Annotated in this window: 7 protein-coding genes; 1 reads left to right on the top strand and 6 read right to left on the bottom strand. The window is 58.7% G+C overall.

What is annotated here, in order from left to right:
- Positions 1 to 23: 23 nt before the first annotated feature.
- The 5 genes from miaA to AACY02_RS21360 are packed head-to-tail and all read right to left on the bottom strand — an operon-like array spanning position 24 to position 6290.
- Entirely contained in the window at positions 24 to 995 is a 972-nt protein-coding gene (gene miaA / locus AACY02_RS21380; RefSeq protein ID WP_339433658.1) for a tRNA (adenosine(37)-N6)-dimethylallyltransferase MiaA, read from the bottom strand.
- Positions 995 to 2905, bottom strand: a complete 1911-nt coding sequence (gene mutL, locus AACY02_RS21375; protein ID WP_339433657.1) for a DNA mismatch repair endonuclease MutL — start codon at positions 2903 to 2905, stop codon at positions 995 to 997. Before mutL ends, miaA begins: the two co-directional genes overlap by 1 nt.
- Positions 2902 to 4275: an N-acetylmuramoyl-L-alanine amidase gene (locus AACY02_RS21370; protein ID WP_445261467.1), complete on the bottom strand. Its 1374-nt coding sequence runs from the start codon at positions 4273 to 4275 to the stop codon at positions 2902 to 2904. The genes mutL and AACY02_RS21370 overlap by 4 nt, the downstream gene beginning before the upstream one ends.
- Positions 4276 to 4332: 57 nt before the next feature.
- Positions 4333 to 4803, bottom strand: coding sequence for a tRNA (adenosine(37)-N6)-threonylcarbamoyltransferase complex ATPase subunit type 1 TsaE (tsaE, locus tag AACY02_RS21365; protein WP_339433656.1), 471 nt, complete (start codon positions 4801 to 4803; stop codon positions 4333 to 4335).
- Positions 4791 to 6290: an NAD(P)H-hydrate dehydratase gene (locus tag AACY02_RS21360; protein WP_339433655.1), complete on the bottom strand. Its 1500-nt coding sequence runs from the start codon at positions 6288 to 6290 to the stop codon at positions 4791 to 4793. Before AACY02_RS21360 ends, tsaE begins: the two co-directional genes overlap by 13 nt.
- Before the next feature lie 63 nt (positions 6291 to 6353).
- Between AACY02_RS21360 and queG the strand changes: the two genes are divergently transcribed.
- The gene (gene queG, locus AACY02_RS21355) at positions 6354 to 7466 is read left to right on the top strand and encodes a tRNA epoxyqueuosine(34) reductase QueG (protein ID WP_339433654.1); all 1113 of its coding nucleotides are present in this window, start codon (positions 6354 to 6356) and stop codon (positions 7464 to 7466) included.
- Positions 7467 to 7511: 45 nt separating this feature from the next.
- Here the strand turns inward: queG and AACY02_RS21350 are convergent, their stop codons facing one another.
- Complete coding sequence (locus AACY02_RS21350; protein ID WP_339433653.1) at positions 7512 to 12245, bottom strand: RHS repeat domain-containing protein; 4734 nt, start codon at positions 12243 to 12245, stop codon at positions 7512 to 7514.
- Positions 12246 to 12305: the final 60 nt, after the last annotated feature.

The raw sequence follows: 12305 nt of genomic DNA, 5'->3' as shown, positions 1-12305 counted from the left end.
GGATAGACGGCAATTGCAAGGACTCAGCTCAATATGGAGATGGTCCCAAGGTATTTCAAGGCGCGTGGCAGATTGTCGCAATCAAGACTGTCCAGCCAGTGTAAATCTTCCCAACTGCGCAGCCAGGTGAACTGGCGCTTGGCCAATTGGCGCGTGGCGATGACACCGCGCTCCTGCATTTCGGCCAACGTCAGCTTGCCATCCAGATAATCCCAGACTTGGCGATAGCCTACCGCACGTATAGACGGCAACCCTGAATGCAGGTCACTTCTTTTACGCAGGGCTACGACCTCGTCGATGAACCCCTGTTCCAGCATATTTGTGAATCTTTGTTTAATACGCTCATGCAATACCTGGCGATTTGCCGGGGCAATGGCCAAGTTTGCGACAGTATAGGGCAATTGTTGCTGGCCAGAAGCTGATGCTTCAGTACTTTGCACAGATTGTTGCTGGCGAAGGGCAGTCATGCTCTGACCGCTGACCCGATAAACTTCCAGCGCCCGACTCAAGCGTTGCGGATCGTTCGGATGAATACGCGCTGCAGACACCGGATCGATGACCGCCAATTGATCGTGCAGGGCTTGCCAGCCAAGGCGTGCAGCCTCTTCTTCGATTTGCGCACGCACCTCGGGATCGGCGGCCGGCATATCGGCCAGACCTTCGACCAAAGCCTTGTAATAGAGCATTGTGCCGCCGACCAGCAGCGGAATTTTCCCGCGGGAGGTGATCTCTGCCATCGCTTGCAGGGCATCGCGACGGAAATCCGCAGCCGAATAGGCTTCAGCCGGGTCGAGAATGTCGATCAAACGATGCGGAAATTCAGCCAGCTGCTCTTTCGAGGGTTTGGCCGTGCCAATGTCCATGCCTCGATAGACCAGCGCGGAATCGACGCTGATCAGCTCGCACGGCAGCACTTTGGTCAGTTCGATGGCCAGGTCGGTCTTGCCCGCAGCGGTCGGGCCCATCAGGAAAATCGCTGGAGGAAGCTGCTTCATCAACGACCGCGCAAGAACAGTTTGTCCAGATCGTCCAGACCCAATTGGGTCCAGGTCGGCCGGCCATGATTACATTGACCGCTGCGCTCAGTGTTTTCCATGTCACGCAGCAGGCCGTTCATTTCGGGCAAGGCCAGGCGCCGGTTGGCGCGGATCGCGCCGTGGCAGGCCATGGTGCCGAGCAGTTCGTTCAGGTGCGCCTGAATCCGGTCGCTTGTGCCGTATTCCATCAGGTCCGACAGCACATCGCCGACCAAACGGTTGGCTTCAGCCTGCTTCAGCAAGGCCGGAATCTGCCGAATCGCCAGCGTCTCCGGGCCCAGGCGCTGCAATTCAAAACCCAAACGCTGGAACCACGCTGCGTGCTCTTCGGCGCAGTCGGCCTCGCGCTGACTGACCGCCAGCGACTCCGGCACCAGCAACGGCTGGCCGCTGAGGCCTTCGCTGGCCATGGCGATCTTAAGGCGCTCGTACATGATCCGCTCGTGAGCGGCATGCATGTCCACCAGTACCAGGCCTTGGGCGTTCTCGGACAAGATATAGATACCCTTGAGCTGCGCCAGCGCGTAACCGAGCGGTGGAATGTCTTCCTGTCCAGCGGGTAGCGCGTTGGCATTCGCTTCAGGCAGCGGCGCAAAAAACTCCCGGTAGGCGGCCTGAGCCTCGGCGGCCGGCGGCATCGCAGATTGCGGACGTGGCGTGTATTGATACTGATAAGCGCCGCCAGCGCTGGCGCCAGAGGAGGCATTGAGCGTCGGTTGCGCCTGCGGTTGCTCAAGCAGCGCATTGGCCGCCAGGCGCATTTCGCCCTGAGGTCCGAATTCACCGGCATCAAGGCCGCTTGGCCTGACGATGGCAGTGGTGACGGCGCCGGCAAGTTGGTCTTCCGGGCGCACATCGCCCAAAGCACGGTGCAGCGTGCCGTAGAGGAAGTCATGCACCATGCGTCCATCACGGAAACGCACTTCGTGCTTGGTCGGGTGCACGTTGACGTCCACTGCCGCCGGATCGACCTCGAAAAACAGCGCAAAGGTCGGATGACGGCCGTTGAACAGCACATCGCGATACGCCTGACGCACCGCGTGGGCCACCAGTTTGTCGCGCACCGCGCGACCATTCACGAAGAAATACTGCAAATCTGCCTGACTACGGTTGAAGGTCGGCAAACCGACCCAGCCCCACAGGTGCAAACCGTTGCGTTCGATCTCGATCGGCAACGCCTGTTCAAGGAAACCAGAACCACAGATGGCCGCCACACGTCGTGCGCGGGCCGCGTCATCATGGGCTTCGTGCAGGCTGAGAATGGTCTTGCCGTTGTGGCGCAGATGGAAAGCCACGTCGAAACGCGCCAGCGCCAGGCGCTTGATCACCTCTTGCAGATGATCGAATTCGGTTTTTTCGGTCTTGAGAAATTTACGCCGCGCAGGGGTATTGAAGAACAGGTCACGCACTTCCACCGACGTACCGACCGGGTGTGCCGCCGGCTGAACCCGAGGCGCCATGTCCCGGCCTTCGGTTTCGACCTGCCAGGCCTGATCGGCATCACGGGTGCGCGAGGTCAGGGTCAGACGCGCGACAGAGCTGATCGATGCCAGTGCCTCACCGCGAAAACCCAGACTCATGACCTGTTCGAGGTCTTCGAGATTACGGATCTTGCTGGTGGCGTGACGGGCCAGAGCCAACGGCAGATCATCGGCAGAAATACCGTTGCCATCATCACGCACTCGCAGCAGTTTGACGCCGCCCTGCTCGACATCGACGTCGATGCGTTTGGCACCAGAATCGAGGCTGTTTTCCAACAGCTCCTTAATGACCGAAGCCGGACGCTCAACCACCTCACCGGCGGCGATCTGGTTCGCCAGCCGTGGACTGAGCAGTTCGATGCGGGCTGCGCTCAGCTCCTGATTCATTCTTTGGACGCCAGTTCGGTGCCAGGAATGGTCAAGTGCTGACCAACCTTCAGTTCATCGCTTTTCAAATTGTTGACATTGCGCAACGTGACTGGCGACACCTGATAACGCACGGCGATCATGGAGAGCGTTTCACCCGGGCTTACCCGGTGATCCCGAGGTCCCTTGGCGATTTTCCCCGAATCACGCAGCCAGGCAATGTAAGTTCCCGGCGGTGGATTCTGCTGGAAGAACTGGCGCACGCCACTGCTGATCGACCGTGCCAGCGCCTGCTGGTGGCTCGATGCAGCAAGCTTCGAGGCTTCCTTGGCATTGGAGATGAAGCCGGTTTCAACCAAAATCGACGGAATGTCCGGCGACTTCAACACCATAAAACCGGCCTGCTCGACGCGCTGTTTGTGCAACGGCGTAACCCGGCCGATGTTGGTCAGGACTTTCTGGCCGACGTTGAGGCTGGAGGTCAGCGACGCGGTCATCGACAGATCGAGCAGCACGCCTGCCAGCATGCGGTCCTTGTCGTCGAGGCTGACGTTACCGGCACCACCGATCAGGTCGGAACGGTTTTCGCTGTCGGCCAGCCAACGGGCGGTCTCCGACGTAGCACCGCGATCAGACAGGGCAAACACCGAAGCACCAAAGGCTGCCGCGGAAGGCGCAGCGTCGGCATGAATCGAAACGAACAGGTCGGCGCCCTTCTTGCGGGCGATTTCGGTACGACCACGTAACGGGATGAAATAGTCACCGGTACGGGTCAATTCGGCACGGAAGCCTTTCATCCCGTTGACCTGACGCTGCAATTCGCGAGCAATCTGCAACACCACGTCTTTCTCACGCTGACCGCGCGAGCCGGATGCTCCCGGGTCTTCGCCGCCATGGCCGGCATCGATCACCACAATGATGTCGCGCTTGCCAGCCGGGGCTGGCGGCAACTTGATTTCGGGCTTTGTCGGGGTGACTGGCACCGCCGGTACGGTGGCCACCGATGGCGTTGGCGCAGGCGGCGGCGCGGCGTCGGCCGGGTTATCGAACAAGTCGACCACCAGACGGTTGCCATACTGCGCATTCGGCGCCAGCGAGAAGCTTTTCGGGGTGACGGCTTTCTTCAGGTCGACGACCACTCGCAGGTCGGTCGGCGTACGCTGGGCCGAGCGTATCGCCGTGATCGGCGTGTTTGCAGTCTGTACATTCAAAGGCGCCCCCAAGGTGGCGCCATTGATGTCGATTACCAACCGGTCCGGAGCGGTCAGGGTGAAGACACTGTGCTGCACCGGGCCGCTCAGGTCGAAAACCAATCGCGTGTTGTCCGGCGCCCGCCACAGGCGCACGCTGTTGACCTTTGAGTCGGCCAAAGCGTTGACGGTTACTGCCATCAACAACAGTCCAGCGGCAGCCACCAACGCGCGAAAGCGCATACCTAACCCCATCATTTAATTGGATTCCAATGCCAAAGCGGCACACCAGGCCTCGCCACGCGAGCCTTGGGATGAAATTTTCAGCGAACGCCCGCTGTCTTGCGGGCTAATGGTAATGGTCAGGTCCGGCTTTGGCAAAAAGCCTGCACCTTTATCGGGCCACTCGATCAGGCACAGGGCATCGTCCTCGAAGTAATCACGAATACCGAGGAACTCCAGCTCTTCCGGATCGACCAGTCGATACAAGTCGAAGTGGAAGGCGCGGATTTCGCCCATCTCATAAGGCTCGACCAACGTGAAGGTCGGACTTTTTACCGCCCCGACATGCCCCAACCCACGAATAATCCCCCGGGACAGGGTCGTTTTGCCCATGCCCAGGTTGCCCTCAAGAAAAATCAGGCCATGGCCTTGGGTAACGCGGGCGATCCGTGCGCCAAAGTCGCTCATGGCCTGTTCATCGGCCAGGTACAGGGTTACTTCAGACACGGTGCAAGCTCCTCCAACAACTGACGAATGGCTGGAATCAGATCACTGGCCGCCAGCCCACGGCCGCATTTTCCTTGTTGCGCCCCGGCGTTGGCGTGCAGCCAGACCGCCAGGCACGCGGCATCGAAACCGTCCATGCCTTGTGCCAGCAACGCGCCGGTCAAACCTGCCAGCACATCGCCGAGCCCGGCAGTGGCCATGGCCGGATGCCCCTGGTGACACAACGCCAGACGACCATCGGGGTGCGCGATCAGGCTGCCAGCACCTTTGAGCACCACCACTGCGGTGTATTTTTTGCTCAATGCCAGCGCTGCGGCGGGGCGGTCGGCCTGCACCTGGGCGGTGCTGATCCCCAGCAAACGTGCCGCTTCGCCGGGATGCGGAGTGATCACGCAATCCTTGGGCAGACTGACGAAACCGCTCGCCAGCAGATTCAGCGCGTCCGCATCCCATACTTGCGGTAACGGCGCATTGGCGGCGGCTGACAATAACGCCCGGCCCCAACTCGCCTGTCCAAGCCCCGGCCCTACGACCAGCGTCGACACCTTCTCCAGCAAGCCCATCAACTGGTTGGCCGAAGAAACGCCGAGCGCCATGACTTCAGGAACGCGGGTCAGCGCCGCCGGCACATGCTCAGGGCGCGTTGCCAACGACACCATACCCGTACCGCTGCGCAGAGCGCTTTCACTGCTGAGCAGAATCGCCCCGCCAAAGCCATGATCGCCGCCAACCAACAGCAAATGACCGAAGCAACCCTTATGAGATGTCGGCTCGCGAGGGCCCAATAGCGCAAGATTAGCTACGTTGAGGCGCCGGGCACGGACAGCAATGTCACTGTAGATTTCAGCCGGGGCCTGCAGATCATTGAACACCCACTTGCCGACATGATCCGCCGCGTCGCCCGTGAACACCCCCACTTTCAAGCCTATAAACGTCACCGTGAGATCGGCACGCACGGCAACACCCAGCACTCGCCCGGTATCCGCGCACAATCCCGAAGGAATATCGACCGCCGTTACAGGCAAGCCGCTGGCGTTGATCGCATTGATGGCAGAGGCATAAGGCTCACGCACTTCGCCACTCAACCCCGTGCCCAGCAAGGCATCGACAACCACACCGCGCAACTCGGACCGGGCACTCCAGCCCTGCACAACGACACTCTCGGCCAAAGCCTCGGCGTGCGCCTGTGCTGCGTCACCCTGCAAGCGTTGCGGGTCGCCGACCGCCAACACCTGCACCGTCCAACCGGCCCGACGCGCCAAGGCAGCGACCAGATAACCGTCGCCGGCGTTGTTGCCATGGCCGCAAAGCACGGTCAGCTCGCTGGCGGTGGGCCACTGCCGAACCAGCGAACGCCAGGTCGCCTGCGCCGCGCGCTGCATCAATTCGAAGCCCGGTGTGCCGGCAGCCATGAGCCGTGCATCGAGTTCGCGCACCTGTGCGGCGCCGTACAGCGCGTCGGGTAATTCATCTTTCGTGTGCGGCATGCGTCTTCGGGCTCCGATGTCTGGCAGAATTATACGCACCTCAGCTCCGGTTTCTCTCGCCTCATGTCCGCCATTACTACAGACCTGCCCGCCCTCGCCCGATCCATCAAGGAATGGGGCCGCGAGCTGGGCTTCCAGCAAGTCGGCATCAGCGGCCTGAACCTGGCCGAGCATGAGCAGCACCTGCAGCGCTGGCTCGAAGCCGGCTACCACGGCGAAATGGACTACATGGGCGCCCATGGCAGCAAACGCTCGCACCCCGAAGAGCTGGTGCCGGGCACATTGCGCGTGGTGTCACTGCGCATGGACTATCTGCCCGGCGACACAAAAATGGCGCAAATGCTGGCGCAACCGGAAAAAGCCTACGTGTCGCGTTATGCCTTGGGCCGCGATTACCACAAATTGATCCGTAAACGCGTGCAACAATTGGCCGACAAGATTCAATCCGAGATTGGCCCGTTCGGTTTCCGCGCGTTTGTCGACAGTGCCCCGGTGCTGGAGAAAGCCATCGCCGAACAGGCCGGGCTGGGCTGGATCGGTAAAAACACCCTGGTGCTGAATCGCAAGGCCGGCAGCTTTTTCTTCTTGAGCGAACTGTTCGTCGATCTGCCATTACCGGTAGATGAACCGCACAGCACCGAACACTGCGGGCGCTGCACCGCGTGCCTCGATATCTGTCCGACCAATGCCTTCGTCGGCCCCTACGTGCTGGACGCGCGACGTTGTATTTCCTACCTGACCATCGAACTGAAAAGCGCCATCCCCGAAGACCTGCGCCCGCTGATCGGCAATCGCGTATTTGGCTGTGATGACTGCCAGATCGTTTGCCCGTGGAACCGTTTCGCCAAGCCCTCCGGGGAAAGCGATTTCAAGCCAAGGCACAACCTCGACAACGCCGAATTGGCCGAGCTGTTTTTGTGGGATGAAGAGAAGTTCTTGAGCAGCACTGAAGGTTCGCCGTTGCGGCGAGCGGGCTATGAGCGCTGGTTGCGGAATCTGGCCGTGGGGCTGGGCAATGCGCCCTCAACGATTGCGGTGCTGGAAGCGTTGAAGGCGCGACGGGATTATCCGTCAGAGTTGGTCAGAGAGCATGTGGCGTGGGCGCTGGAACAGCATGCCCGACCTGTGCACGCAGAACCGGCCAGTAAAGTGCTCAAATCCTGGCCGGGACATTGAGGCTCTCGGCTCATGCTGAACACTGCCTCGCCGCGTTATTTATGTTTATTTTTTTTCTTTGTAGTGCCCACCCATCTGTTTGATGATGACAATCCTGTCCTTCGCATTTTCAGTGAGATACACGCGATCACCCTTTGACAAATAAAGATGCATCAACCTGGACGATGAACTGGATGGCCCCTTCAATGGCGTGTATTCGGCGTGAAGGAGCGCGGCAGCGGAGGTCGGAGAGTTACCCTCCTCAATGAGCTGAATGAATAACTTAACCCTGGTCTCAGAGGCATTCCGCGCCTCTATATTAAGAAAATTCATCTTGTCTTTAGGCCTGACCACTGTCCATTTCTGTTCGACCTCGTCCTCAACCCGTGCGGTGGCTTTCGCAGACTGGGCTTTTGCCGCAGCCTTGGCGCCTTTTCCTTTGGCAAACGCTTTGGCCGCTTTACCCGCGCCTCGTGAACTAAGCCCTGACTGAAAGGCTGAAGCCAGCTTCCTGCCCGCGTTGACAGCAGCCTTGGCTCCGGCCGCCAGACCGGTACCCAGCGAAGCCAAGCCTAGCCCAGCACTGATCCAGCCCAATGCCTCTCCTGCCGAAGAATCCGGTGCATAGTGATTGACCAATTCGCTGGCAATACCCGCCAAGCCTGAAGCAACGGCCAGCCCCAATGCCGCCGCCGCCCATGGCGTCGCGGCCCCCATCGTCAGCACACTGGCAACAATCCCGAGCACACTGAGTCCGATGCCCAGAATCGATTGCCAGGAGATATGCCCGGTAGGATCAACACGATTGACGGGGTCGCCCAGGCAATAAGCGTAGGCATTCAATCCGCCCTCACCGAATGGACTCATGTTGTCGGGGGCGAGGAACCGCATCAATGTCGGGCTATAAGCCCTGTAGCCATTGCCCAATAGATACAGCCCGGTTACCGGATCCAACTGCTCGCCGTTGAACCCCGCCAGACTGAACAAACCACCCTCGGCGGGACGATGCCCGTAAGGGCTGTAAGTGCAATCAGTCAGTTGTTCTTCACCCAGTGCTGCCAACACACTTTGCTGCTGATCGGTGCCGAACAACTGCGCGCCGGCCTTCAATCCGAGTTGTTGCTGGCCCACGAGCAATCCACCGTGACGCAGGACACTGGATGAATTTTCACCGCTGACTTCATTGGCGACCCGGCCTTCGTGGTAATAACGCTGGGCAGTGGTGGTATTGGGTTGCGACAGTTCAACCAGGTGGTCAAAACCGTCGTAATGGTAGCCGCGAATAACCGAACCTGCGGCGCTGGTCAGTTGTTCCAGACGCCCGAACGCGTCATAGGCCAGGGTTCGCGCCTGATCATCCTTGATCATCCTGCCGTTGGCGTCGTATTCCAGGGTCACGGCCGATGGATAGTCGACATGAGAATGTTTGACTGCGCTGAGTTGTACTGGGTCCGGATTGTCGTAACTGAAGGTGGTCAGGTTCACACCCAGAGGGAACCGCGTCTGTACGGTGAGAAGATTATCAAGCGCATCGAATGTGAACGTCTGCTGAGCAATTTCTTTGCCGTACGGGTCCCGGGGCTTTAGGGGGCCGGCACAGTCGTACTGGATCAGGCGCCCACGCACATCGTAGACAAATTGCTCATCGCGCAACACTTGCGTGCCACGCCTGGACACTTTCTGCGCCAGTTTGCCGGCGAGCGTATAAGTAGACGCCAGCGTCTGGTCGGGCTGGCCCTTCACCTGGAAAGTACGGCAGATTTCACGACCGATATCATCATAGGTAAACCGAGTGATCATTTGACGTTTGATCGACGTCTCTTCGGTCTTCGTCCATTCCAGCATCCCCGTCTGGATGTTGTAGTGGAATTCGGTTTTCAGCGAACCCTGCAAGGTTGATAACAAGCGGCCATGGTCATCGTATTCGGATCTGCGTTCGGATCCGAGTACATCGATGCAGGTGATCGGTCGCCCCTCCAGGGAATAGGTAAAGGAGGTTGCTTTGCTGATAGCGCCGTAGGTCGTCGTTTCGGATTTGACGCGCCCGGAAGGGTAATACGTAAAACGACGCTCTCTGCCATTTTCGATACAGGTCAAGGGATGGCCGTTGACGGGGTCGTAAGTCAGGGTCGTGAGCAATGCCCCCGCCTTGCGCTCAGTCAGTAAACCGCCCCTATGGCGCAAATACGTGAATTCGATTTTCTTGCCGTCAGCGCTCTTGTACCACTGCGGCTGGCTGAAACCTGCTTCATAACCGGCCTCGGACTTGCGGCCGCCTACTGTACTTTGCGTCAGGCGATTCAATCCGTCATAGGTTTGCCGGCCCAACACTTTGCCATCGACCTGAATGCCGACCGGCAGCGCTTCGTCACTGTGATCGGCGTAGTCGGTGACCACCTCGCTGGCGTCGGGCAGGACACTGCGAATCATCCGGTCAAAAACGTCGTACTCATATCGAGTGGTATTGCCGGCCGGATCGGTCTGGCTGGTTGTACGCCCGAATCCGTCATAGGTGTAATCGGTTTTGCCAAGACTCTTGTGCTTCAGATTGAAGCTCTCGACCCTCAGGGGTTTACCAAACTCGTTGATGAGGGTAACGGTCTTGCCCATCCCCTGAAGCCAATTCGTTTGCTGGCGAAGGACCGGATCGGCCTCGCTATGTTCGACACGCCCATCGGCATGGAACGTCTTGCAGACCTGGCCCCAGTTATCGAATTCGTAGCGGGTGATCAACGGATAAGGCTTGCCATCGCGCCAATCGGTCAGCGTCACTTCTACCTTGTGACCCGCCGAATCATGACGGGCGCAATAAAGAGTACGAGACGCAATGAGCCCATCCTCGTCCGGACGGTCGCAGTCCTTTTCCTGAACGGCGATCACTCGTTCCAGGCCATCATAGGTCACTCTTTGTTCGCCGCCGGCGGGATCCGTGGTGACCATCGTGGCCGGTTGTTGTTTGCTGGCGGCCAAAAAGGCCCACCTGGTAGCGGCCGCGTACGGGGTGCCGGGGGCAACCGTTTTGCACACTGCTCGGCCGATCGCGTCGTACTCATGTTCGATACGCTCGCCATCGATACCGACTTCTGACACCTGTAGCCCAGTGAGCGTCGAGAGCACGGCCTCACTGGTCTGCAGCGAGCCATCGAAGCCCTGCGTGCTGGACGTCACCCGCAGCCTGATACCTTCAAGCTCATAGGAGAATTGCGTGCAGGTCTTTTTATCGTTACGGGTAATGCTTTGCTGTTTCATGGCCCCGTGCTTGAGCGGGTCCTTTGGCGTATTCAGGTAACTCCTTTGGGTTTTCGAACGCAGGATCTCAACCCCCTCCACGCGCTCGAAATAACGCTCTTCAACCGGAAAGACAGATGCCAGTTCTGCGCCTTCCAGCGCAGGATGCAACGCATAGTCGTAGTACGTGACAGACGAGGCGCCACTCGCGGCCGCAGCGCTGACCGTTCTCTTTTTCTGGAACCTGGTGAAACCCAGCGGATCCTCCGGGCAGTTGTCCCCACCGCTTGCAGGATAATACTCCGACAAAGTCGTCACCCCACTCGGCTCGACATGTTTGAGCAGGTTGCCTTCGCCGTCGAACTCGGTGACGGTGGTTTCCTCGCGCTTCTGTTGGGTGCGCCGATCGAAATAAGTCACCGTCTGAACTTTCGGCATGCGGAACTGAGCCGGTTGCTCATTGAACAGTTTGGTAACCGAACAGTGATACTCGGTGGCGATTGTGGTCTGGGCATTGCCACATGTCGTGACCTCTGCGACCAGCAAATGGAATTTGTTGTAGGTGCGGTTAATCCGGGTGTGCACCTTGCCATTGACCACTAATTTCTCGTCCGAGGTATAGACGTAGTGGTCGGGCGCCAGGTAGAGAGGATCTATGTCATTGTCCCTGGCCGGGATGAGGCCCTGCCCGAGAAAGTTATGGTTGGAATACGTATATACCTTGCAAAGCCTGGGTTGGCGCCGGCCTGGGTAAATATCGTGAGCGATGACAAACGGAAGTGTTCGCTGCACGCCACTTACGAAGCGGTGACCTTGACGCTTGTAGCGAATGATTTCTACGCCGCGCAATGGATTGACGACGCGGCACAGATAGCTGGCCTCATCAATGACTTCATATTCCAGATCCCAACCTTTGCCGAGCGGAAGTTCGATTGCCGTTACCCGACTATTTTTCAGGATCAGGTTGTAGTCGGAACTGGACGAGGTATCGGGATGCCGGGTCAATGTCACCTGACCGGCCTTGCGCGTAACTCTCAACAGGCATCTCTTGGCGTCACAGACTTCGGTCAACATGGCAAACTGATTGAACGTCTCATGCTTGAGCGTGATGCTCACACCGTTCGCCGCGACAATTTTTTCTGCTACCGCGATATGAGTGCCGGCCTGAACTTTAAGCAGTTCACGCCGACCATCGCGGTATCGAACTTCATAGCGCCCTGCCCCGGTCACCAGTACCCTTGCAGTTTGCAGTTTCATTTCCTTGAACTTCAGGCCCGCAGATGTCTCGACAGCCTTGTAGCGCTCGCCGTTGGACAGCGTCATGACTTTGCTGCGCACGTCATACTGAGTCATGGTCAACGACCAGCCGAGGCCGAAACCGGCATCCACCTGATTGAGCGGGTTGAAACCCAGTGAAAGTGCAACCTCAGGGCCATTGAGATCCGCCGAACACAACTTGCCTAACGAAAAGGCGCACGTATACATGCCCGTGCGGGGGTCAACGCCTCCGGAAACAAACTCACCAAAGTTGAAAGCATTCGAGTGAACGGCGGAGGATGAATTACTTTTCATTGAAAACGTCCTTTATTTCCAGATTCAGATATTGGCCAGTCAGGTTGGCCAGCGAAAACT

The sequence above is a fragment of the Pseudomonas sp. EA_65y_Pfl2_P78 genome (assembly GCF_963970495.1).
Lineage (GTDB): Bacteria > Pseudomonadota > Gammaproteobacteria > Pseudomonadales > Pseudomonadaceae > Aquipseudomonas > Aquipseudomonas baetica_A.
The sequence above is the reverse complement of the archived record's forward strand: the minus strand, read 5'-3'. Positions and strand labels throughout refer to the sequence as shown.

Coding starts and splice junctions, on each gene's coding strand:
- mutL (WP_339433657.1), bottom strand. CDS start 2,905: ATGAATCAGGAGCTGAGCGCAGCCCGCATCGAACTGCTCAGTCCACGG.
- AACY02_RS21350 (WP_339433653.1), bottom strand. CDS start 12,245: ATGAAAAGTAATTCATCCTCCGCCGTTCACTCGAATGCTTTCAACTTT.
- AACY02_RS21370 (WP_445261467.1), bottom strand. CDS start 4,275: ATGGCAGTAACCGTCAACGCTTTGGCCGACTCAAAGGTCAACAGCGTG.
- queG (WP_339433654.1), top strand. CDS start 6,354: ATGTCCGCCATTACTACAGACCTGCCCGCCCTCGCCCGATCCATCAAG.
- AACY02_RS21360 (WP_339433655.1), bottom strand. CDS start 6,290: ATGCCGCACACGAAAGATGAATTACCCGACGCGCTGTACGGCGCCGCA.
- miaA (WP_339433658.1), bottom strand. CDS start 995: ATGAAGCAGCTTCCTCCAGCGATTTTCCTGATGGGCCCGACCGCTGCG.